General features: G+C 37.9%; 21 protein-coding genes. 16 read left to right on the top strand and 5 right to left on the bottom strand.

The annotated features are described in order from the left end of the window. Nucleotides 1-16 precede the first annotated feature (16 nt). Nucleotides 17-1,051 carry a tetraacyldisaccharide 4'-kinase gene (gene lpxK / locus ADHAQ_RS0118275; protein WP_026464178.1) on the bottom strand — a complete coding sequence of 345 codons (1,035 nt, stop codon included), beginning with the start codon at nt 1,049-1,051 and terminating at the stop codon, nt 17-19. A 76-nt stretch (nt 1,052-1,127) separates the two neighbouring features. Between lpxK and ADHAQ_RS0118270 the strand changes: the two genes are divergently transcribed. The 13 genes from ADHAQ_RS0118270 to ADHAQ_RS0118205 all read left to right on the top strand — a co-directional run bounded on the left by ADHAQ_RS0118270 (nt 1,128) and on the right by ADHAQ_RS0118205 (nt 15,527). Then, a complete protein-coding gene (locus ADHAQ_RS0118270) occupies nt 1,128-2,225 on the top strand; it encodes a Nif3-like dinuclear metal center hexameric protein (protein ID WP_026464177.1) in 1,098 nt (365 codons plus the stop codon). Between the two features lie 8 nt (nt 2,226-2,233). Then, nucleotides 2,234-2,965 carry a zinc ribbon domain-containing protein gene (locus tag ADHAQ_RS0118265; RefSeq protein WP_026464176.1) on the top strand — a complete coding sequence of 244 codons (732 nt, stop codon included), beginning with the start codon at nt 2,234-2,236 and terminating at the stop codon, nt 2,963-2,965. 42 nt (nt 2,966-3,007) lie between these two features. After that, nucleotides 3,008-4,480, top strand: coding sequence for a tetratricopeptide repeat protein (locus tag ADHAQ_RS0118260; RefSeq protein ID WP_026464175.1), 1,473 nt, complete (start codon nt 3,008-3,010; stop codon nt 4,478-4,480). Between the two features lie 22 nt (nt 4,481-4,502). Continuing rightward, the gene (locus tag ADHAQ_RS0118255; RefSeq protein WP_051360014.1) at nt 4,503-5,801 is read left to right on the top strand and encodes an anthranilate synthase component I family protein; all 1,299 of its coding nucleotides are present in this window, start codon (nt 4,503-4,505) and stop codon (nt 5,799-5,801) included. A 109-nt stretch (nt 5,802-5,910) separates the two neighbouring features. Then, nucleotides 5,911-7,341, top strand: a complete 1,431-nt coding sequence (gene miaB / locus ADHAQ_RS0118245; RefSeq protein ID WP_026464173.1) for a tRNA (N6-isopentenyl adenosine(37)-C2)-methylthiotransferase MiaB — start codon at nt 5,911-5,913, stop codon at nt 7,339-7,341. Nucleotides 7,342-7,483: 142 nt separating this feature from the next. After that, complete coding sequence (locus ADHAQ_RS0118240) at nt 7,484-8,767, top strand: sigma-54 interaction domain-containing protein (RefSeq protein WP_026464172.1); 1,284 nt, start codon at nt 7,484-7,486, stop codon at nt 8,765-8,767. After that, complete coding sequence (locus tag ADHAQ_RS0118235) at nt 8,748-9,272, top strand: LptE family protein (RefSeq protein ID WP_026464171.1); 525 nt, start codon at nt 8,748-8,750, stop codon at nt 9,270-9,272. The genes ADHAQ_RS0118240 and ADHAQ_RS0118235 overlap by 20 nt, the downstream gene beginning before the upstream one ends. Nucleotides 9,273-9,339: 67 nt before the next feature. Continuing rightward, nucleotides 9,340-10,710: a hypothetical protein gene (locus tag ADHAQ_RS0118230; protein ID WP_026464170.1), complete on the top strand. Its 1,371-nt coding sequence runs from the start codon at nt 9,340-9,342 to the stop codon at nt 10,708-10,710. Nucleotide 10,711: 1 nt separating this feature from the next. Continuing rightward, nucleotides 10,712-11,074, top strand: a complete 363-nt coding sequence (gene secG / locus ADHAQ_RS0118225; RefSeq protein WP_026464169.1) for a preprotein translocase subunit SecG — start codon at nt 10,712-10,714, stop codon at nt 11,072-11,074. 277 nt (nt 11,075-11,351) lie between these two features. Next, nucleotides 11,352-11,639, top strand: coding sequence for a co-chaperone GroES (locus ADHAQ_RS0118220; RefSeq protein ID WP_026464168.1), 288 nt, complete (start codon nt 11,352-11,354; stop codon nt 11,637-11,639). 78 nt (nt 11,640-11,717) lie between these two features. Then, a complete protein-coding gene (gene groL, locus ADHAQ_RS0118215) occupies nt 11,718-13,349 on the top strand; it encodes a chaperonin GroEL (RefSeq protein ID WP_026464167.1) in 1,632 nt (543 codons plus the stop codon). Between the two features lie 230 nt (nt 13,350-13,579). Next, on the top strand, nt 13,580-14,641 hold the full coding sequence (locus ADHAQ_RS0118210; protein ID WP_026464166.1) for a DUF4056 domain-containing protein: 1,062 nt from the start codon (nt 13,580-13,582) through the stop codon (nt 14,639-14,641). A gap of 382 nt (nt 14,642-15,023) precedes the next feature. After that, nucleotides 15,024-15,527: a GAF domain-containing protein gene (locus tag ADHAQ_RS0118205; protein WP_026464165.1), complete on the top strand. Its 504-nt coding sequence runs from the start codon at nt 15,024-15,026 to the stop codon at nt 15,525-15,527. Nucleotides 15,528-15,749: 222 nt separating this feature from the next. Here ADHAQ_RS0118205 and ADHAQ_RS0118200 read toward each other — a convergent pair whose 3' ends face one another. Together ADHAQ_RS0118200 and ADHAQ_RS0118195 are read right to left on the bottom strand one after the other, a co-directional pair. Continuing rightward, entirely contained in the window at nt 15,750-16,040 is a 291-nt protein-coding gene (locus ADHAQ_RS0118200) for a hypothetical protein (protein ID WP_026464164.1), read from the bottom strand. Between the two features lie 210 nt (nt 16,041-16,250). Then, nucleotides 16,251-17,774, bottom strand: coding sequence for a malate:quinone oxidoreductase (locus ADHAQ_RS0118195; RefSeq protein ID WP_026464163.1), 1,524 nt, complete (start codon nt 17,772-17,774; stop codon nt 16,251-16,253). 273 nt (nt 17,775-18,047) lie between these two features. On the opposite strand from ADHAQ_RS0118195, the gene ADHAQ_RS0118190 reads away from it, so the two are divergent. Beyond that, the gene (locus tag ADHAQ_RS0118190; RefSeq protein WP_026464162.1) at nt 18,048-18,791 is read left to right on the top strand and encodes a Mut7-C RNAse domain-containing protein; all 744 of its coding nucleotides are present in this window, start codon (nt 18,048-18,050) and stop codon (nt 18,789-18,791) included. An 8-nt stretch (nt 18,792-18,799) separates the two neighbouring features. Here ADHAQ_RS0118190 and ADHAQ_RS0118185 read toward each other — a convergent pair whose 3' ends face one another. Further along, nucleotides 18,800-19,564: an oxygenase MpaB family protein gene (locus tag ADHAQ_RS0118185; protein ID WP_026464161.1), complete on the bottom strand. Its 765-nt coding sequence runs from the start codon at nt 19,562-19,564 to the stop codon at nt 18,800-18,802. Nucleotides 19,565-19,857: 293 nt separating this feature from the next. Between ADHAQ_RS0118185 and ADHAQ_RS26200 the strand changes: the two genes are divergently transcribed. After that, complete coding sequence (locus ADHAQ_RS26200) at nt 19,858-20,559, top strand: HAD family hydrolase (protein WP_034256910.1); 702 nt, start codon at nt 19,858-19,860, stop codon at nt 20,557-20,559. A 276-nt stretch (nt 20,560-20,835) separates the two neighbouring features. Here the strand turns inward: ADHAQ_RS26200 and ADHAQ_RS0118175 are convergent, their stop codons facing one another. Further along, nucleotides 20,836-21,936, bottom strand: a complete 1,101-nt coding sequence (locus tag ADHAQ_RS0118175; RefSeq protein WP_071781186.1) for a DUF3810 domain-containing protein — start codon at nt 21,934-21,936, stop codon at nt 20,836-20,838. A 259-nt stretch (nt 21,937-22,195) separates the two neighbouring features. Here ADHAQ_RS0118175 and ADHAQ_RS0118170 point away from each other — a divergent pair, with 259 nt between their 5' ends. After that, on the top strand, nt 22,196-24,403 hold the full coding sequence (locus tag ADHAQ_RS0118170) for an ATP-binding protein (RefSeq protein ID WP_026464159.1): 2,208 nt from the start codon (nt 22,196-22,198) through the stop codon (nt 24,401-24,403). Nucleotides 24,404-24,411: the final 8 nt, after the last annotated feature.

Below are 24,411 nucleotides of genomic sequence, written 5' to 3'. Positions count from 1 at the left end.
ATTATTATATGGCTAATTAATTAGCCTCTTTTGTTATTAAAGCATTGAAAGCTTCCTGACCTGCCAGAAATGCAACTTTTATTGGCAAATAAAAGAATGGTAGTTCTTTAACTTGGTTTCTGAATTCTAGACTATTTAATTTGGTCCAATCTTTCTGCGTTGTTAAAAAACATAAACCATCCCGGGCTTTTAAGGCCGCAAAATTAATAATTTCTGTTAAATCTTCAGGTTTATAGCGATGGTGATCAGGAAAACTAAAATGTTTAACTACCTCAAACCCATTTTCTTTTAAGTACTGCAACAACGGACCTGGCTGAGCGATGCCGGTAATGAGCACAATCTGCTTAGTAAATCCTATCTCTTTACCAAAAGCAACTGGCTTTAAGTACCTGTAAGTGGTAAAATAAACGGGGGTATCTGGCTTACAATACTTTTTTATCTGGTTAGTAATTTCTGTTTGATCCTTTTCCGGTAATCCTTCCGGACATTTACTTACCAAAATGACATCCGCCCGTTTTGCCCCAAACCTGTTTTCACGTAATCGGCCAGCCGGCAGCACATAATCCTGGTAAAACAAACGGTAATAATCTGTTATTAGTATATTTAAACCAGCTTTAACGGGCCGGTGCTGGTAAGCATCATCCAGTAAAACAACCTCTAAATGGGGCTTTATTTGCAAAAGTTTATTAATTCCTTTTACCCGATCTTCACATACAGCTACGGTTACCCCAAAAAATTTTAAATAGTATTGAAAAGGCTCATCGCCAATGGTGGCAGCAGTTGCGGTTTCATCGGCCAAAACAAAGCCGGTAGTTTGCCGCTTGTACCCGCGGCTCAAAATAGCTACTTGCTTTTTCGCCAGCACCTGTACCAGGTACTCTACATGAGGCGTTTTGCCCGTTCCGCCCACAGTTAAATTTCCTATACAAATTACCGGTACCCGAAAAGAAGAAGATTCCAGCACCTGCGCATCATATAACCAATTGCGGGTACAAGTTATCCCGGAATATAATAAAGAGAAAGGCAACAACGGGTATTTTAGAAAATTCATGCAGCATACTTTCAAAAGCAAAATTAGCATTAATTTTATGCATCCGATTATTTAACCTGCAGGTAAACTTAATTCTATGATTAAAATAAAAGAAATTACCTCTTTTTTACAGCAATTAGCGCCACTTGCCTACCAGGAAAGTTACGATAATTCCGGCTTACAAACCGGCGACCCCGAGTGGAACGTAACCGGTGTTTTGGCAACTCTGGATTGCACCTTAGCTGTTTTAAACGAAGCCCTTGAAAATGACTGTAACCTCATTGTTGCGCATCATCCGGTAATTTTTCGTCCACTAAAACAACTAACCGGGCGCAATGAAGTGGAACAAGTTATTATAAAAGCCATACAAAACAATTTAGCTATTTATGCTTGCCACACGAATCTAGATAATGTTTTACCGGGCGTTAATGCCAAAATAGCCGAAAAGCTTGGCCTAATAGAAACGAATATTTTAGAAAAAAAAGCTGGTAATTTACTTAAACTAGTTACCTTTTCACCGGTTGCCGATACAGAAAATATATTGCAAGCCTTACATAAAGCCGGTGCCGGACAAATAGGAAATTATAAAAACTGCAGTTTTAGGGCAACCGGCACTGGTAGTTTCATGCCTTCCGAAAACGCAAATCCTTACATTGGTGGCATAAATCAGCAGGAATATGTAAATGAAGATCGTTTGGAAGTAATTTTTCCGGCGCACCTGAAAGACAAGGTGGTGGCGGCTCTTCTAAAAGCGCACCCTTACGAAGAAGTTGCCTATGATGTGTACCGGTTAGAGAATACAAACCAGGAACTTGGTGCCGGCATGATTGGCTTATTACCTGAACCTTTAGAAGCGGCGGCTTTTATTTCACATCTAAAAAATAAAATGCAGCTGAATGTAATCAGGCATACAGATTTTTTAAATAAACCTATACAAAAAGTGGCTGTTTGCGGAGGTGCCGGAAGCTTTTTAATAAAAGAAGCGCTGAGGCAGCAGGCGGATGTTTTTATTACAGCAGATTTAAAATATCATGACTTCTTTCTGACTGAAGGCAAGCTGGTAATAGCAGATATTGGCCATTATGAAAGCGAAGTTTTTACAAAGGAAATTTTTTATGATACTATTCTGAAAAATTTTTCTAATTTTGCAGTCTTAAAATCCAAAGTCAATACCAATCCAGTCAGATACACTTAAAGCACTACATGGAAAGTACCGTTGCTAGCAAACTGGAAGCCCTAATGCGGCTTCAGCAAATTGATTCTCAGCTTGATGAAATTAGAAGAGTTCGGGGCGATTTACCTGAAGAAGTTCGGGATCTGGAAGATGAAATAGCCGGATACGAAGTACGGGTAAACAAATTCGACGAAGAGATTCAGGGCTTAAATGACACGATTGCTGCCCGCAAACAAGCTATCAAGGATTCTGAAAACCTGATCCGGAAATACGAAGACCAGCAATCGAACGTTAGAAATAACCGCGAGTACGATGCCATTACTAAAGAAATAGAACTGCAACGGCTGGAAATACAAATCTCTGAGAAAAAGATTAAAGAAGCTTATTATCAGATAGAGCAAAAAAACAACGACATTGCCGGCACCAAGCAAAAGCTGGAAGAGCGTCGTAAAGATTTAGACTCTAAAAATGGTGAGCTACAGGTTATTGTATCAGAAAGCGAAGAAGAAGAAAGACAATTATTAGCAGAACGCGAGGCAGCTTCTAAAGCAATTGAAGATCGTTTACTTAGTGCTTATTCCCGGATTCGTCAAAACGTACGTAATGGTTTAGCCGTAGTAGCCGTAAAACGTGATGCTTGTGGTGGTTGCTTTAATACAGTACCGCCTCAACGCCAATCAGACATTGCTTCGCATAAGAAAATTATTGTTTGCGAGCATTGTGGTCGTATTTTCGCTGATGTTGAACAAAAAGTAGCCTAAATGAATTTTAAAGCAATTAGCTTTATATATTTAAGGAAAAGGATGGCAAAAGCCCATCCTTTTTTTTTGTTTTTATTTTTTTTATCCTTTATACAGGTACCAACCCTGCAGGCGGAAACTGAATTCAATCCACAGGTAGCAGCCGCCTATTCCGAAATTTTTAAGTTAAAGATTGATTCCGGCCGCCGGATTATTCAGCAGCAACTCGCTCAGAATCCTACTAACTTAGCCGCCATTCTGGTAGCCAATTACCCTGATTTTTTGCAACTAATTATTACCCAGGATGCCAACAAATACATAACCAGTATAAAAGCACAGGAAAAACGGTTCGAGCAAATAAAGAAAAGTGAGGAAAAAACACCCTACAAAATGTTTGCTCAGGCTGAAATTAAAATACAGATTGCCTTATGCCAGTTCTTTTTTGATGATGAATTAAAAGCTGCCTGGAACATCAGACAAGCATTTTTATTGCTCCAGGAAAACCAGCGGCTATACCCGAACTTTTACCCAAACCAGAAATCGTTAGGTTTACTTCATTTTGTTATTGGCTCTATTCCTGAATCTTATAACTGGCTATTATCTTTATTAGGAATGAATGCCAATGTAAAAACAGGAATAAATTTTATTACCAAAGCTGCCGAAACCAACCAGCCTTTTCAGCAGGAGGCCAAACTTCTTTATCATTTCATAAATGATATGCTTCATCAAAACGATGATCAATCGGTGATTTTTTTTCAACAACTAGCAACACAGCACCCAGATAATCTTCTTTTTTCATTTGTAGCTCTAGGCGTTCTCCAGAAAAATAAAAAGTGCGATGAGGCATTAACGTTATTCCAGAAACGCCCTGCCGGTAAAGAATATTTGGCTATTGATTATATGCACCACATGGCGGCCGATATGTACTTATTTAAAGGCAACTATTTCCAGTCCATTCAAGAAAACCAATATTTTATTAAAAATTATCAGGGAAAGCACTATCTCAAAGATTCTCATTATAAAATGTATCTGGCCGCTACCTTACTAAACGACAGCCATGCCTCCCGCTATGTTGCTTCAATTTTAAAGGTAGGTACTGACTTTGTAGAAGAAGATCAGATAGCTCTTAAATATGCTAAGAATCCTGATAATATAAATCTCACCTTACTCAAAGCCCGTTTACACGCTGATGGTGGTTATTACAAGGAAGCTGAATCTGTACTTAAAAATTTTGACGCTTCCAGAGCCACTAACAATAAAGATAAAATTGAATACTTTTACCGATTAGGAAGAACTTTTCAGGGGTTAAAAAAATACCCGGAGGCAAAAGAAAACTTTCTTAAAACGATAACTTTGACCGGTAATTTACCATTTTATTTTGCCCCTAATGCAGCACTACAACTAGGTTATATGGCTATGGAGAACAAGAACATTAATGAAGCAAGATATTATTTTAAAAAGACTTTGAGTTATAAAGAACACCCTTACAAGCGAAGCTTAGACTCAAAAGCAAAAGTAGCGTTAGCTGCTCTATAACCTGTTTTCTAATTAATTATTTATGTACGCGCAGTACATTTCTTTTCAGTCTATTTCTTTAACTGCAACTACCTTTCGGCAGAAGGCACTGGCCTGGGCTAATCAGTTTCCAGTATGTGCTTACTACAACAATAATAATCTTGCTTATAACTATCAGGGATTTGAACCATTACTGGCTGTTTGTTCTTCCTCCGACAACTTAATCCAACAGGACCAGGCTTTTGAAAGTTTAGGTAATTTAAATACAGAACCTGATGAGTTACTTTGCGGTATTCTAAGTTACGATCTTAAGAACCAGGTGGAAAAATTAACCAGTCACCATTCGGATAAAATTCAGTTTCCTCTGGCATATTTTTTTAAACCTACTATTTATATAAACTTCCATGAAAGTGGGTTTACCCTTACCTCTACCCAGGAAAATCACCAGGAAATAATAAAGCAGGTAATTAATACAGAACAAATAGAAGAGCAGAAACCATTTGGTATTCAGGTTCAACATAAAGTAGACAAATCAACTTACCTTAAAACAGTAGAAGCCATCAGAAAAAACATTGAAGAAGGCGAGATTTACGAGATGAACTACTGCATCGAGTTTTTTGCCGAAAATGTTTTGCTTCATCCCTTACTGCTCTTTCAAAAACTTAACCTAGCCTCCCCCATGCCCTTTGCTGGTTATTTTAAGTTAAATGAAACTTATTTGCTTTGCGCCTCACCCGAAAGGTTTTTAAAAAAAGAAGGAGATAAACTTATTTCACAACCCATAAAAGGCACCATCCGCCGGGGACAAAATAAAGAAGAAGATGCTTTTTTAAAATCCCAACTGCGCAACAATGAAAAAGAAATTGGGGAGAACATGATGATCATGGACTTGGTTCGGAATGACTTAAGTAAATCATGTCAGATTGGATCTGTTAAAGTGGAAGAAATGTTTGGCATCTATAGCTTTCAACATGTTTTTCAAATGATAACCACTGTTTCCGGAAAACTTAAGCCAGAAATAAATTTTGCCGCAGCCATTAAAAATGCTTTTCCCATGGGAAGTATGACCGGAGCGCCAAAAATCAGAGCCATGCAATTAATAGAAGAACATGAAGCTTCCAGAAGAGGCATGTTTTCAGGTAGCTTTGGGTACATAAAGGGAAATGGCGATTTTGATTTTAATGTGGTAATAAGAAGTTTACAATACAATGCCACAAACAGATATTTATCATTCATGGTGGGCAGCGCAATTACCTACGACTCGGTACCAGAGCAGGAATACGAAGAATGCTTACTAAAAGCGAAAGCCATGATGCAGGTGTTACAGGCTTTAACTAATTAAGTTAAACCTTTTATAACTAGAAGCAACTCTTCTCTTTCTCAGAATATTTCCCTGCCATTCTGTCATTTTCAGGTAAACTTTGTATATTTGCAACCTGATTTTGAATGCCATGGATACGCTTTTAACTGATATAGATTTTATAGATAACCGCTCTGCTGAACAAGCCGCTTGTGAAACCAAGGTAAGCCCTGAAACTAGTACAGGAAATACCCGCAAGCTGTATATTGAAAGCTACGGTTGCCAAATGAATTTCTCCGATAGCGAGATAGTTTCTTCTATTCTTCTTAAAGAAGGATTTGACACCACTTCTGACTTAAATAAAGCTGATGTGGTATTCCTGAATACCTGTTCCATCCGGGAAAAGGCCGAACAGACAGTACGGATGCGGTTATCACAAATTAACTCCCTTAAGAAAACCAATCCCGAACTGATTGTTGGCGTGCTGGGCTGTATGGCCGAACGTTTAAAATCTAAGTTTCTGGAAGAAGAAAAACTGGTAGATTTAGTTGTTGGTCCTGATGCTTACCGGGATTTGCCTAACCTTATCAGCAAAGTAGATGATGGCGATAAGGCAGTAAATGTGCTGTTATCACGGGAAGAAACCTATGCCGATATAACTCCTATTCGCTTAAACTCCAATGGCGTAAGTGCTTTTATTTCTATTATGCGGGGTTGCGATAACATGTGTTCTTTTTGCGTGGTACCATTTACCCGGGGACGAGAAAGAAGCCGCGATCCTCATTCTATTTTAGCCGAAGCCCAGGATTTAGTTGCTAAAGGCTACAAAGAAGTAACCTTACTGGGTCAGAACGTAGATTCTTATAAATGGACGTCTGAGGATGGTAAGGAATATGTGAACTTTGCCGGGTTGCTGGAACGTGTTGCCCTGGTTAGTCCTGATTTACGGGTTCGGTTCTCTACTTCTCACCCGAAGGATATTACCGATGAGGTATTATACACGATAAAGAAATACGAAAACATTTGTAAATACATTCATTTACCAGTACAAAGCGGTAACTCCCGGGTGTTGGAATTAATGAACCGGACCTATGACCGTGATTGGTATGTAAACCGCGTGGATGCCATTCGTCGGATTTTAGGAGAAGATTGTGGCATTTCTTCTGATATGATTGCCGGATTCTGTACTGAAACAGATGAAGAACATCAGGATACTTTGTCGTTGATGGATTACGTGCAATACGATTACTCTTATATGTTCTTCTATTCAGAACGTCCGGGTACCTTAGCCGCTCGTAAATTTGAAGATGATATCCCGCTGGAAGTTAAAAAACGTCGTCTGCAGGAAATTATAGACAAACAACGGGAAATATCTTATAAACGAAATTTATTAACTATTGGCCAGGTGCATAAGGTTTTAGTTGAAGGGCCTTCCAAAAAATCCGAGGAACAGCTAAGCGGCCGCAATGACCAGAACAAAGTTGTGGTATTTCCGAAAGGCAATTTTAAAAAAGGCGATTACGCGAACGTCCGGATTACTTCTTGCTCGGTAGGTACCTTAATTGGAGAGCCTGTTCTTTAGTCCACTATCCGCAGCGATAAACACTTGGAAATTATTCTAGGTGGTTATCGGGAAACCTTAAGGCTAAAGCTTCCTAATAAGTGTTTTATTTAATAAAATAAAATCTATGGATTGTGGACCATGGACTATGAACAATAACTGAATGAATCAATCAGAAATACAAAGCATAAAACAACGATTTGGCATTATTGGCAATTCTCCTTTGCTGAATTATGCCATTCAGGTAGCTGTTCAGGTGGCCCCTACTGATATGACCGTTTTAATAACTGGTGAAAGTGGTAGTGGTAAAGAATCTTTTTCTAAAATTATTCATCACCTGAGCCCCAGAAAACACGGACAATTTATTGCTATAAACTGTGGCGCCATTCCCGAAGGCACCATTGATTCTGAATTATTTGGTCATGAAAAAGGGGCCTTTACCGGCGCTACTGATTTGCGCAAAGGTTACTTTGAGGTAACCAACGGTGGTACTATTTTTCTGGATGAAATTGGTGAAATGCCGCTGGGGACCCAAGCCAGACTTTTACGTGTATTAGAAAACGGTGAATTTATAAAAGTAGGTTCTTCTAAAGTACAAAAAACAGACGTACGGGTAGTAGCGGCCACTAACGTAAATTTACTTAATGCGGTTCAGGAAGGAGCTTTTCGGGAAGATTTGTATTACCGCTTAAATACAGTGCCTATTAGCGTGCCGCCATTACGGGAACGGGGCGACGATATTTATCTTTTGTTTAGAAAATTTGCAGCTGATTTTTCAGAAAAATATAAAGTAAAACCTATTACGCTAACTCCCGAAGCAATTTCTGAATTATTGCGTTTCCGATTTCCAGGAAATATTCGGCAACTTAAAAATATTGTAGAGCAAATTTCCGTTTTAGAATATGAGAGTCGGGAAATAGATGCGGAAAAGCTGCGGACGTATTTGCCCCAAGAACAAACTAGTCGCTTACCAATGTTACTGGGGGCAAGCGACAAGGGCATGGATAAAAATTTTTCAGAGCGGGATTTATTATACAAGGTGCTCTTTGACATGAAGCAGGATATGAATGAATTAAAAAAATTGGTTTTTGATTTGATCAATCCGCAACACCACCAGGAAAACGACGACTTCCTGAAAGAACATGGGCACCTTTTTGAAAATCTGAATAATTACGAACCCCGTAACTTTCATACCCCCCATCCGGAACCAAAGGAAAATTTTATTCTGTCTGTAAAAGATTCGCAGGATTATGATGCCCAAAAGGTTGAAGATATTCCGCACGAAACAGAAGATGAGGTTCTTTCGCTTGAAAGCAAAGAGAAAGAACTGATTTTGAAGGCCTTGAAAAAGCATAATAATAAACGTAAATACGCGGCTCAGGACTTAGGTATTTCCGAAAGGACTTTATATAGAAAATTAAAACAATATGATATTGAAGAATTATAAGCAGCTGCTGCTTATTAGTTTATTTACCCTGTTATTTCTTCCCGGCTGTATTACTTATTCTTTTACAGGCACCAACATAGATCCAAGCATAAAGACCATGACCATCCGGAACTTTGAAAATAATTCCGGTCAAGGTCCTGCTTTCTTAACCAACCTGGTTAGCGAACAATTTAGAACTTATTTTCAGCGCAATACCAACTTGAAATTACTTCCAACCGGCGGTGATGTTGAATTAGAGGGCCAGATATTATCGTATAATGTTAGTCCGGCGGCCATTCAGAAAGTAGATGGCAGGGATATTGCTGGGCAAAACCGCTTAACTATAAGTGTAAAGGTACACTATATAAATAACAAAGATTCTAAACAAGATTTCGAACAAACCTTTTCTAGTTTCCAGGACTTTCCGCAATCGTCTAATATAATGCAATTAGATGATCGTTCTATACAAGGAATTGTGGAGCGGGTGGTACAAGATGTTTTTAATAAATCTTTAGCAAACTGGTAATCAGCGAACCACATCAAAAGTAACTTTTGAGCGCTGAAATAAGCGCAAATTATTGTAACTTGCAGCGATGAATAAATCTGCTTTTTTAGATGTGCTGCACCACGTTTCGTCTATTTCTGAACAAGAAGTAGTTGAACTGGAGAAATTGGTTTCTAGCTTTCCTTACTGCCAAACAGCCCATTTATTATTGGCAAAAGCAGCTTATGACCAAGGCAGCATGTTGTCTAATCAGCGGATACGACGTGCTGCAGCCTGTGCCACCAATCGGCAACTTTTAAAAAGGCTCATAAATACTGCCGACACCAATTTGGTTCTGGAACCAATTGCTACTCCGGAGCCTATATTAACAACGGAACCGGAAGAAGTATCTATGCCAACTACTATTGAATTAGTGGAGGCTTTTTCCCAAAATTCAGATATTGCTGAGGTACCAACAGAAGTGGTACTTTTAAATGAAGAGCCTACTTCTGAATTACCTGTAAATGAAGAATTACCTAAATTACTTGTAAACGAAGAACCTGCATCTACTGAATCAGAAGAACTAAATCAGGAAGTCCAAGAACCTATTCAGGAATTACAGGAACCTGAATCTGTTCCGGCTAATATTTTAACGGATAATTCAGCTTTTGAAGATGAAGATAGTTTATTCGTTGTAGAGCATTTAGCCGCAGCTGCTCCGTTGCAGGAATCCGTTACAGATTTTATCAGCACCCTTACAATAAATTCGGGCGGAGAACTGGAGTTAATAAAAGCTGAGGAAGATACCGTTGAACCGGTTTCTGAAATAGCAGTAGTTGCGCCGACTCAACCAGAAACTGTACTTCCCCCCCTGCCCGTTCCTTTAGATGCAGAAGTAGAAATACCCACTGAACCTGTTACTTTACCTAGCTCAACGGAAGGTTTAATACCAACCCCGGTTGCAGAAGAAACGCTTGTCCTGGAACAGCCTAAGCAGGAAGCTTATAAAGAAGAAATAATTTATAAAGTTTTTGATTCCAATGATTTAGGTTACTGGATGGACTCAAGCCGATTAGGAGAATCATTATCGGTAAAAAATGATTTAACTACAATAAGACCTTATTCTTTCCATCCGGAGCTGTTGTTGGAATACAGCAAGCACCATGAAATGGAAATTTATGAGCCACAACCGGAAAGTATTTTAACCAGCCAACTGGATATCATAGATCAGTTCCTGAAACTGAACCCTAAAATAAAATCTATGAATAATATGCGGATAAAACAGGAAGTTCAGGAGGACCTTTCTTCTAAGAGTACCCGCATCAAGAAACCTATGGCATCCGAAACCCTAGCTAACATAATGGCACAACAGGGTAAGTATAAGAAAGCCATAAAAATATATGAGCAACTTATATTGAGAATTCCGGAAAAAAAGCCTTACTTTGCATCTCAAATTGAAAAATTACAAAAACTGACTTAACATGTACATTGCCCTTATCAGTATAATTCTTTTTGTATGTGTACTGCTAATTTTAGTAGTGCTTTCGCAAAACTCTAAAGGAGGTGGTTTATCCAGCCAGTTTGGTGGTGGTACCAGCAACTTAATTGGAGTACAAAGAACCGGTGATTTATTAGAAAAATTAACCTGGGGTTTAGCTATTGCTTTAGTAGTTTTATCTTTAGGTTCTAATATGATTATTGATAAAAATGCAGGGGCAGTACAAGGCAGAAGTGTAAATCAGGAACGTGCCAGCCAGCAAAGTACTGCTCCTATTGCCGCTCCGGCTACGCCACAGGCCATACCAAATACAGCTCCAACGGCAACTGACACAACTAATAAATAATAATTAAGATCATAAATGAGATCCGGTGAATAAGATTCAAACTTGTCACCGGATTTTTTTTTGGCATTGAATTCTTCCAAAGTATTCGTTCTGTGACAAAGTTTCACTTCAGGTTGTCAGATTAATCTTAACAAACACTGAAATTTTGGCTTAAAATGAACTTTTTTCGGTACTGGCACAAGAAATGATAGTAAAGGAACCAGGGCACTTCCCTAAAAAACATCAACCTTACTATTTCAATATTAACTTATTTAAAACTATCAAATAATTAAAAGTTATGGCATTAAACATTAAACCAATTGCTGGAACATCTAACCGGGTGATTGTAGAACCAGCTCGTGCAGAAGAAAAAACTGCTTCAGGATTATATATCCCTGACACCGCCAAAGAAAAACCACAAAAAGGAACTGTTATCTCTGTTTCTGATGAGGATGGCGACGGCAAAAAACCTTCTGTAAAAGCAGGCGACCAAGTATTGTATGGTAAATATGCCGGAACTGAAATTCAGATTGAAGGTGTAGATTACCTGATCATGAAGGAGTCTGACATTTTTGCTGTATTGTAATTTAATATTGAAATCTAGCTTGTTGCTGAAGCAATAGTTAAAATCAGAAAATTAAAATAAACTAATAAATAAAAAATCATGGCTAAGAATATTTCGTTTGAAACCGAAGCCCGCAATAAAGTAAAGGCTGGCGTTGACAAATTAGCAAATGCCGTTAAGGTAACTTTAGGTCCTAAAGGCCGCAATGTAGTTATCGAGAAAAAATTTGGTTCTCCAGCAATTACAAAAGATGGTGTTACTGTTGCCAAAGAAATTGATCTGAAAGATCCTATTGAAAACATGGGTGCTCAGTTAGTGAAAGAAGTTGCTTCTAAAACTGCTGATCAAGCTGGTGATGGTACAACTACTGCAACTGTATTAGCTCAGGCTATTTATGCTGCCGGTTCTAAGAACGTTGCTGCTGGTGCTAACCCAATGGACCTGAAAAGAGGTATCGAGAAAGCAGTTGCTGCTGTTGTGGAGAACCTTCGTTCTCAATCCAGAAAAATCGAGAACTCAAGCGAAATTGCACAAGTAGGTACTATTTCTGCTAACAACGACCGAGAAATTGGCCAAATGATTGCCAATGCCATGGACAAAGTTGGTAAAGATGGTGTTATTACTGTAGAAGAAGCAAAAGGTACTGAAACTGAAGTTAAAACTGTAGAAGGTATGCAGTTTGACCGTGGTTACCTTTCTCCTTACTTTGTAACCAACCCGGAGAAAATGGAAGTTGAGTTAGACAATCCATATATCCTGATCTACGACAAAAAAGTATCTACCATGAAAGAATTACTGCCTGTATTAGAGCAAGTAGTTCAGACTGGTAAACCATTAATCATTATCTCTGAAGATGTAGACGGTGAGGCTTTAGCTACTTTAGTAGTTAACAAAATCCGTGGCTCGTTAAAAATTGCTGCTGTTAAAGCTCCTGGTTTCGGTGATCGCCGGAAAGCTATGTTAGAAGATATCGCTATCTTAACTGGTGGTCAGGTAATTGCAGAAGAAAGAGGTTTTACATTAGAAAACGCTACTATCGATTTCTTAGGTCAAGCTGAAAAAGTTATCATCGACAAAGACTATACTACTATTGTTAATGGTAAAGGTCAGAAATCTGATATTACTGCCCGTATTGGCGCTATCAAGGCTCAGATGGAAACTACTACTTCTGACTACGATAAAGAAAAATTACAAGAGCGTTTAGCTAAATTATCTGGTGGTGTAGCTATTCTTTACATTGGTGCTTCTACTGAAGTTGAAATGAAAGAGAAGAAAGACCGCGTTGATGATGCTTTACACGCTACTCGCGCTGCCGTAGAAGAAGGTATTGTTGCTGGTGGTGGAGTTGCGTTAGTACGTGCTATTGATGCATTAAAAGACGTACAAGTTGATAATGACGACCAATTAACTGGTGTTAACATCATCCGTACTGCTATTGAGTCTCCGTTACGTACTATCGTATCGAATGCTGGTGGCGAAGGATCGGTAGTTATTCAGAAAGTACGTGAAGGTTCTGGCGACTATGGTTATAATGCCCGTGATGACAAATATGAAAACATGTTTGCCGCTGGTATTATTGACCCAACTAAAGTTACTCGTTTAGCTTTAGAAAACGCTGCTTCTATTGCCGGTCTGTTGTTAACTACTGACTGTGTAATTTCTGAAGAACCAGAAGAAGAAAAAGCAGGTGCCCCAGGCGGAATGCCAGGTGGCATGGGTGGTATGATGTAATTATCTCCTTCCCTATATACATAAAAAAAGCCTCAGCAGTAGCTGGGGCTTTTTCATTAGGCACTTTCTCTTTACTATTTCAACAACTAAATTTAAAGCAGAAAATATATTCAAATTTCTGTCTGTTCAGAAACCAATCTTTCCCTCCTTTGGTTTCTAATGTTCCGATACTTTTCATATCCATCTTAATTTGTTACTTTTGTCTGCTTATGAGACTATTACCATTAATATTGTCAGGATTTATATGTTTAAGTATCTTCCCTTTATTTGCTAAGCCTGTCAATTTAAATTCTAAAGAGCTTTCTACTCCTCCCCCACGCATTATTCGCACCTGCTGTTCTTTTGGCTCCGATTTAAAGTTGGCAGTTATCCCGGTAAAAAAAGTAACCCAGATCAGCTATATCAGTAATTTAGGACCCCACCAGTATTTAGGTAATAGTAAAGAAGGAAATGGCATTATATATACCAAACGTGGTGGCTTTATAGACCTGGGGCATTTACGCGATCAGGCCGACTGGACAGCTTATTTGTATTCTTTAATCCTCGAAAATCAGAAGTATGGGAAAACAATTCACCGCTTAGGTCACGAAGGAGGTACGAAAGAATTAAACCTGATTATACCCGCTAATTTAACTAATACTGATGCATTATTATTAGCTGGTCGCATTTCGTATGATTTATCTATATGGCACGAAATTGCTACCTGGTACGGTGCCTCGGTAATTCCTCTATTAACCGAAAGATATTCCAGTTTTTCTATTGAAGATGCTTACTCTAATTTATTGGGAGTAACTCTGGGAATGGAAGCATTAAAAAGTGATTTGCCTTATGAGCAAGCCATGACTGAGCTAATTGCCAAAACCCTTAAAAACTTAGAGGCAGTTTCTACGGAAGAAGATACCCAAGCCGCAATGGAAAGCGTTCATAATATCTGGTGGACCCGTGACAAAAGATTACCTAGTGGAAAGATCTTACTGGAGCGTCAAATTGAAGTTTATCCAAGTTTACAGCCCTTATTATTACCAGGAACAAGTAACGGAAGCCTAGCTACTAATTTTACACTAAATGTGCCTGAACAAACGCAGTCTGGGGAGCCCCTTATTGATTTGTACAGCCTTATTATCAGGCCAAGCTATAAAATACCACTAAAGGCAATTTTCCCGCAGGAGGAAAAGCATTTTATTACGCATAAAGATTTCGGAGTATTGCTACTGCATGTAGAAAAAGAAGCACGCCGGGACCAACAGGTTCCAACAGGGCCCCATACCGCTAATTCCCGGTCCAACTATTAAATACTTTTAACTTTTTACTCCGAAGTAACAGAAAAAAGCCTTGCCCAATATATGGAGCAGGGCTTTTTTGTTTTATAGCAATTGGTATGAAAATTTTAATTGATTATACATCCTGTCCGGCTTATAGACCAATACACCCAAAAAGGATTATAATATTTGTCTTATAAACCAACCTCTCCTATTACATTAGGCAAAGCACTCCTTTTACTGCTAGGGTTATTTTTTAAATCAAAAGTTGTTTGCCTTCACATCTTTTATACATTAAATTCAATAAACAAATAGAATACGATTAATTAGAAACTAGTAATTAATTGTTTAGGAAAATATTTATTACAACTTTAGTTTTATAATTTATAGCTAAACTTTTTTCTTATTTAGGATTATGGAGAACATGCTGGAAGTCCCTTTTATATCAACTAACGATTGGTTGAGGGTTGAAAAATTAAAATCTTTTAAAATTCTGGATAGCCAGCCCGAAGCACCTTTCAATTACATTGCGGCGCTCGCTGCCAAACAATTTAAAACACCTATTGCCTTAATATCGCTAGTAGATAAATACCGCGTATGGTACAAAGCTGCGATAGGCCTGAATAATATACAGGAAGTACCTCGTAGCGAAAGCTTATGCTCTATGGTTATTCTTCAGGAAACCGTAACCGTTTATGAGGATGCTTTAAAAGAGCCATGTTTATTGGCCAATCCGTTCGTAGCTGGCGACTTTGGTTTACGCTTTTATGCTGGTGCCCCTATCAAAACAACAGATGGCTATAGAATTGGTGCAGTTTGTATTATTGATTCCAAACCAAGAACGTTTTCGGAAGCAGAGCAAAAAGAGCTTCAAAATTTAGCAGACATGGCTATGGAAGAAATTACCCTCAGGCTATGATTCTAAATAAAAACACACTTATCTTTTAATAAAAAATTGCACTTTAACTTATAATTAATAACGTTCATAATTTAATAATACAATATTAGTGCTTTGCATAAACAATCATATTCACCTTTTACACCTTAAAACATCACAAAATACATTCCCTTTTCCTTATTCAATAATATAAAAAAAGGCTCCTAATCTAAGAAGCCTTTTTTTATTAATGTCTGTTAAATACTAAGCTGCCATTTTAAATTTTTTCACTTCTTCTACCGGCCCGTATTGTGTGTTCTTAATTATTTTACCTCTTCTTCTCAAATGCACCTCAACCGGAGCCATAAATTTGGTATAATCAGAATTAATTACTTTACCATAAAATGCATCAGCTTCCTGAAAAGCTCCTTTTCCGAATGTATGACTGGATTGGTTCTTATTTACCAAATGACCAGGGATAACATGATAATTTGTGCAAACGACTTCGTAAGTAGGCAAAAACGGTTTTATTACTTTTAGTAAAAATTTATTCATAAAATAGTTATATTACAATTAAAGTGGCTACCATATATTAAAAGGTTAACCTTCTTGTAAAATTAACATTTAATTATGAATAACCGAAACCCTAAAATGTATATTTTATAACTTTTTTAAGTATACATATTATTATATATTTAAATATACCCAATCTTTTAAAAAGAAAAAGGGGGCTATTGCCCCCTTCCAAATTCAAAAAGGTATAATTTATTTTATTGGTTCAGCATTTACTTCCTGAATACCTAAAACTTCGCCGGTCCAGGATCTAACTTTCTGTAACAGTTCCGGATCTTTACTTAAAGATTCCCCATAAGAAGGAATCATTTTTTTAAGCTTGTTCTGCCATTCATCAGATTTAACTTTATCAGGAAAGCAACGCTTAATAAGATCCAGCATAATAGAAACAGCCGTGGATGCCCCAGGAGAAGCTCCCAGTAAAGCAGCAATGGAGCCATCAGCTGAGCTTACCACTTCAGTACCAAATTCCAAAACACCTCCTTTAACCGGATCTTTTTTGATAACCTGTACCCGCTGACCAGCAACTTCCAATTTCCAATCTTCAATTTTAGCAGTAGGCACAAAAGCTTTCAGCGACTTTATCCTATCTTCAGGTGTTTGTCTTACCTCATTAATTAAATACCGGGTAAGAGGTATGTTTTTAATACCGGCAATGAGCATAGGGCGCAAATTATTGGTACTAATGGACTTTGGTAAATCAAAAAAAGAACCGCTTTTGAGGAATTTGGTGGTGAACCCGGCATAGGGTCCAAACAATAATGCCCGCTCTCCATTAATAATACGGGTATCCAAATGAGGTACCGACATGGGCGGAGCTCCCACAGATGCCTTACCATAAACCTTCGCTTCGTGCCGTTCTATAATATCTTTATTTGTACAAACAAGCCATTGACCGCTCACCGGGAATCCGCCAAAACCTTTACCTTCTGGTATGCCTGATTTCATTAGAAGCGGTAAAGAACCACCTCCAGCCCCAATAAAAACAAACTTGGCATTTACTACTTTTTTTTCTCCAGTAGATAACTTTTTGACTTTTAATCGCCAACTGCCGTCTGATTCCTGGCGAAGTTTGGTAACTTCATTGCCAAAGTGTAAATGAACGCCTTCTTTCTTTTGCAAGTTACTTAACATGCATCGGGTTAAGGAGCCGAAGTTCACGTCGGTACCAATTTCCATACGGGTGGCGGCTACACGTTCGCTTTTATTCCTGCCCTCCATTACTAAAGGCATCCAGGATTTTAATTTGTCCGGATCTTCGGTATACTCCATTCCTTTAAATAAATGGCAGCGGGTTAAGGACATATACCTGGTTTTCAAAAACCTGACATTATCCTCTCCCCACACAAAACTCAGATGAGGTATTTTTCTGATAAAGCTACTAGGAATTTTAATTAAGTTATTCTGGATCAGATAAGACCAAAATTGCTTCGATACTTCAAAAGATTCAGCAATTTTTACGGCTTTATTAGTTTCTACTGTTCCATCTGGCTGTTCCGGAGTATAATTTAACTCACAAAAAGCAGAATGGCCAGTACCTGCATTATTCCAAGCATCAGAACTTTCTGCCGCAGCAACATCTAACCGCTCAAATATTTCTATGGTCAGGTTTGGTTGCAACTCTTTAAGCATTACACCCAAAGTTGCACTCATAATACCGGCCCCAATTAAAACTACATCCGGGTTTAATTCGGTTTCGTTATCGTCTTTAATCATAGTATTTCAGTTACAGAATTCACCCGCTCTAGCCTCCGACCATTCTGGGTAATTCCATGTATATGTGTTTCAAAAGGACATAGTTACTTTTAAGATTAAAATATTCAAAAAGATTATTTTAATTTTATTTTGGTCCTATAAATTAAGCCTGATAATCAGGAAATTATTTTAATACAAAATTAACGTTTTAATCACGATTATACGCATTCAAAACACTATCGATTTTTTTTTGCTTAAATCCTCTAAAATATTTTTGCGTTTTAAAGGAGAAATATGGACTCATACGCGAACTTTCTCTTCCATGGATTATTAAATGACTTTTTACCTAAGGGTAAGAAAAATAACTGGATAAAATATTCTTTTAGCAACCTTCCGGCCGTAAAAGATGCCATAGAAGCCATAGGTATTCCTCATCCGGAAGTAGATATTATTCGGGTAAATAAATCACCGGCCAATTTCGCCACCCTGCTTCAACCTGGACAAAACGTAGAAGTCTTTCCTAAAAATCTTAAAGAGAAATGGCCCGAGCCTTTTTCATTGCTAACAGAGCCGCCATTGCCCATCCGGTTTATAGTGGATGTTCACGCCGGAAAACTAGCAAAATCGTTACGCATGCTTGGCTTTGATACTTATTACGACAAATTTTATGAGGATAAGACAATTGCTAGAATTGCTGAAAGTGAAAATAGAGTGGTACTTACCCGAGATATTGGTTTATTGAAGCATAAGGTTATAAAATGGGGGTATTGGCTCCGGTCGCAACACTTAGAAGAACAGTTAGCCGAAGTAGTTAATTATTATCATTTAAAACTTTATTTTCAACCCTTTACCCGGTGCCTGACTTGTAACTCCCCTATTTCCCCGGTACCAAAAGAAGTTGTTTGGGAGAAACTTTTGCCTAAAACGCAATTACACTTCCAGGAATTTTACACCTGTAATAATTGCCACCAAGTTTTTTGGAAAGGCTCCCACTACGACCACATGCTCACTTTTATACAGAAGCTGGAAAACAAGTAAAATTATTTTTAGCCCGGCCTTTTGTCTAAATCATAAATTTGATTTTTATAGGCAGATGGTAATAAAAGTGCCTTTAATAACCCATCTAATTTTATTTTTTGGCTAACCTGGTAAATCGGCAATATGGGACGCAACAAGGAAACCTGTCCTAAAGCTAATAATTGGTTTACCCTTTCCGGAACCACCAATATCTGAGCTTCTGTTAATAGTTTGAAGCGCAAAGCGCCCAAGTGCTTTCTGTACTGCTTAAATAAATCGGCTGTATAGTTACTATGTTGCAAATCTTTTTCTAAATGCCCTTGCCGCATTATAAGCCACTCCGAATAAGTCTGGGGTAATCCTGGGATGCCCATACGGGTGCCAACCTGGTTAAAAACCTGAAATACTTCTTCTTTTTCGGGATAGGTTAATTTCCGTTCCAATACTTCATAAGAAGCAATAGAATAATGAATGAGCATAAACAGCACATCGCGGTAGGCCCAATCCGGAATAGTCGCACCCCGGTTTGTTTCTACTCCGGCATGAATGGCCCGCATTTTATCTATAGCCTGGTAAGCTCCTTCTTTTCCTGAAAAAACAATTTGCCTGGCATAAGCAACCGTAGAAAATAATCGGCCTAACGGGTCGGCTGGTAATCGTCCTGTAAAATAAAGCCAGTCTACTGCTTTGTTTAAAGCAAATTCAGCAGAAGCACCGGCAAAAATAAAAAGAATGGTGTCGCTTTTTCCCCAGATTTCCCGCACAACAGAGTTCTTCGCCACAAAAAATTCCATACCTATTCATAACGAAAAAATCAGAATTTTAATTAAACCTTAAATACCATATTTGACCAATATTAGGTAATTTTTTTGGGAACAAGTAAAAGCAACCCAACATAGTAAAGTATAAAATATTCCCATTTACTACATTACCAAAACCATAATAAACAAAAGATCAATAACACATAAAGCTATTTTATTGCTATATACTTAATTAAAGCCGTTTTTACCGACCAGCATTTAAAGAGAATATTTAACTTCCTTCTAACTATTACATACTTTTACTTCAGGTTAGCGAAAGCTTATTTATGAAAACAAAAACTATTGCTTTTGATGCAGATGATACGCTGTGGATCAACGAAACTATATTTACCTCTACCCGGGCTAAATTTAAAGCTATGATAGCTAAATATGTTTCTGATGAGTTTTTAGACGATAAGCTTTACCAAACTGAAAAAAGAAACCTCTGCATTTTTGGTTATGGCATCAAGGGCTTTACCTTATCCATGATTGAAACTGCTTTGGAAATTACCAAAGAACAAATTTCCGGCCGGGATATTCACCAGATAATGGCTTTTGCCAAAGACATGTTAGTCCACCCGGTAGAACTGATGGCTGAAGTAGAAAATACCTTGAAGGCTTTAAAAGAAAATTATAGACTAATGGTGATTACCAAAGGCGACTTATTTGATCAGGAAACAAAAATTGCCCGTTCTGGCCTTGCCGATTATTTTGACTTGATAGAAATAGTAAGTGAAAAGGACGAACGAACTTACAGGCATATTCTCCACAAACATAATATATCGGCCGAAAACTTTATCATGATTGGCAATTCTGTAAAATCAGATATTTTACCAGTCTGCGCTTTAGGCGGCAAGGCTATTCATGTACCTTTTCACGAAACCTGGACTCATGAAATAGTACCCGAAGAACAGGCAGCTGCTTATTTTTACGACACCATAACTTCCTTGGCAGAGTTACCAGATTTAATTAAAAATACTTGGTCTTAAATTGTTTATTAAGGCTAAATATTCTTCAAAACAATTAAGTTTTCTATGCACTTGTACTACTATAAGTCTTAACTCTTGTATACTACCTACTTTAATTGTGGCACGACAGAAGAGAGAGATTTTAGCCCATTACCCTTCTGAATAAGGTAGTAATTGTTTGAATTTCCAGTTATTGATTCCTAATAATTATAATAAGTTTTTAAACTAAATCAGAAAAAGCTAATTCGCTACTCTTAGGGTTGAACAAGATATAAGCCCAAAACTTACACTTATACATTAAAAGTCCAGTCCGTTTTTCCGGTACTCGCCCAACAGCAACTCCACTACCCTACTATAACTTCTGATACCTTCTTCCTGGTCATTAGCTTTCAGAAACAAATCATGAATGGTATCCGAAACCACCTCAATAGGATTTTTAAAACTTTCCCAATACTTTTTATTTGCTTCTAAATCCTGCTGCACACCTGGGCTTAGCGTTTTTTTAAATTGTTCAAATAAATCCGGATTTTCGAAGTGCAGGCGATTCATGGCATATTTCATGGCCGAATAATTGGCCGAATATTGGAAGGCCGGCTCCGGGTTATACCGGCAAACCAGGTAAGCCACAAAATTTGCCTCATCTTCAGAAGCTACTCCAATCTGGTGCGCCATTTCGTGGCAAACCGTTTCGGGCAGCAAAAATGCCGGCGGGTCCATATTTACATTAGCCTCCCCGGTGAACGGAAAATATATGCCACCAATGCCAAAAAAAGACATTAATTCAGGTACCAGAACGGATTTTACTGCTGGCCGGGAATAAGTAAGTTCCGGGTAAATTTTGCTTATATGCTGGTAACCAGCCAAGGCCTGCTTTAAAATTTGCTCTTGGCTTAGTAAAATCTTCAAAGGTTTGGTTTCGTCTGCAGAAACACGTTTGCGGCTTTCGTTTGTAAGCAGAATTAGTTTGCGGCATAGGTTCACCAGTTCGGTCCCATTCATTTGGTCTGAATTTATCCGGGTGATTTCTTGTATTGGGCGCCTATGGTAATTAAGCCCCCACATTAGGGTAAACAAAAAATAAAACCCTGATAAAAAGGCCACAGACCGATAACTAACAATTCGAAGAAACTGTGAAAGAGAAACCTGCTTATGAAAAATTTTCTGAACCTGCGTAAATAACCAATAGACCAAAAAACCTACCAGACTATAGAACAATAGCTGGCCCACCGGAAAAGAGGTACTACCAAAAATAAAGCGCAAAAAGTGGCTAAGGGATTTATAAAAACCAAATGTATAATAGGTTTCTACCGAAACTGATTTATCAGCAATAATTTGAATTATTAGTAACTGCAAGGGTAAACTAAGCAGCACAAAAATTCTCCAGATTTTTTTATTCACGGGTACTGTATTCTTTTGCAAATATGGCTAACTACAACTTCTTAACAAGGGTTTTAGATTTGTTTAAACAATAAGCTTTATTTATTATAGACATTAGATTGAAAATCGAAATTTAGCCCTTGACTCTAACGAAAACCATTTTAAGTTTTAACAGTTAATGAAACAAATAACTTTAAACTAGTTTAGTAAATTACTAAATAAAAATAGCTACCAACATATTCCGTAGTATCCATCATTAATTCCATTGCTTTCCCTTTACATGCAGAACTACCAAAATCTACAAGTCGATCTTTCTAATTGTGATAAAGAACCTATTCATATTATTGGCCGAATTCAACCACATGGATTTTTATTAATAATTGATAAAGCCACCACTTTGCTGGAACAGGTTAGTCAGAACACTTATACCTTTTTGGATTTAACCCCTGAGCAACTCCTTAATCAGCCCGTAACGCAATTATTTTCTTCCGACGAGGCTGCTTTTATTACGGAATTATTATGGCAGGAAGAACCTGGAAACCCACATTTAATTTCCCTGAATAACCGCCGGTTTTTTTGTTTTATACATGCCTCCGAAGAAAAACTGATATTGGAGGGCGAGCCATTTATTACACTTTCTGATAATGATAAATTAGAAGATAACAACTTATTATCTCAATTAAAACTAGAGCTTAATAAATTATCCCGGTTAGATGAAGTAGCGAATCTGGTAGCGCAAACTATTCTCCAAATCCTGAATTATGACCGGGTAGAAATTATTCAGTTTGATCCGGAGTGGAATTCAGAAGTAATTGCTGAAGCCCTGACTGAAAAGCAAACTTCCTATTTTGGCCATCATTTTCCGGCCAGCGATATTCCTGTTCAGGCCCGGGCTATACTAGAGACCAAACACATACGCCAAATACCAGATGTAGACGCTGCGGCTGTAAACCTGATTCCATATTTTAACCCTAGTACCGGCAATCCAATTAATATACATGAGTCTGAGTTGCGGAACCCCTCAGAAATACATTTAGAGTATCTGAAAAATATGGGTGTAGGTGCCAGTATTTCTTTTTCCATTATGGTTAAGGGTATTCTTTGGGGCATTATTACGTGCCATAATGCAAAACCCGTTTTTGTTAATGTCTGGAAAAGGCAACTTGGCGATCTAATAACCAAAACTTTTGCCAATGTTATTGCTTCCATTCAGGAAAAGCGCAATATACAGGAGTTAACAAATTACAGGTATGTGAAAGACGAACTAGTTGCTCAGATAAGTAAAGCCAATAGCCTGTGCAAAGGTCTTTTAACCGGAAAGTATACTTTATTAGATATTACAGAAGGCACTGGGGTTGCGATTTTTCTTGATAACAAACTTCATACGATTGGACAAACTCCCCCGGAAAAAGAAATAATGGCTATTTTGGAATGGCTTTCGCAGCATAATAAAGACGCCCAGTTTTGTACCCGGGAATTATCAAAAAAAATACCGGAAGCCACCCATTATAAAGAAGTAGCATCCGGTTTGTTAGCCATTGAAATCTCCAGATACAACCTGGAGTATCTGCTCTTTTTTAAACCCGAAATAAAAGAAACCCGCATTTGGGCTGGCAATCCCGAAAAACCTGAATTAGGAAAGGATGCGCGGATCCATCCGCGAAAGTCCTTTGAAAACTGGAAAGAGATAATCCAGGAAAAATCAATGCCTTGGTCTCAGAATGAACAGGAAATTACCCAGATATTACTTAAGGATATTGTGGCCTTACGTCTCCGGAACCAAACCATTGCGCTCCAACATTTAAATGAATTATTGCAAAATAAAAACAGGCAATTAGAAGACTTTGCTCATATAATGTCTCATAATTTACGGTCGCCTTTAATTTCTGTTGATGGCCTGATGGAGTATTATGAGGAAGAACCGGATCTAGATACAGCTTCTTTTGTTATGAAACATATTAAAGCTATAAATAAAAATATGTTTCATACCGTGGAAGATTTGAACATCATTCTGAAAACCCGCATTGATGAACAAGTTCCTGCTGAAGAAATAGATTTATTGCAGGTAATAGAAAAAGAAAAAGAAAATTTAGGTGCGGCTATTATACAAACCGAGGCGCAATTAGAATTTGACTTACAAGTTCCTTACATTACGTTACCTAAAATATATCTGGAAAGCATACTGCACAACCTTATTTCCAACGCTTTAAAATACCGGTCTCCTCACCGGCAGCCTCTGGTTAAAATTAAATCCTGGGAAGATAACCGATCAATTTTCTTATCGGTAAGTGATAATGGCCTTGGGATGGATCTTAAAAAGGTAGAACACAAATTATTTGGTTTGTATAAAACTTTCCACGTCCATGAAAATGCAAAGGGGTTAGGTTTATATTTAACTAAAATTCAGATTGAAGCCCTAGGCGGCGAGATACAGGTAGAAAGTGAGCCTGATAAAGGAACTACTTTTATTGTTTCTTTTAAATTGTAAAGGTGTTT

This window comes from Adhaeribacter aquaticus DSM 16391, assembly GCF_000473365.1.
GTDB classification, from domain to species: Bacteria; Bacteroidota; Bacteroidia; order Cytophagales; family Hymenobacteraceae; genus Adhaeribacter; species Adhaeribacter aquaticus.
Note: the sequence above shows the minus strand (reverse complement) of the source record. Positions and strands in the feature narration are given on the sequence as shown.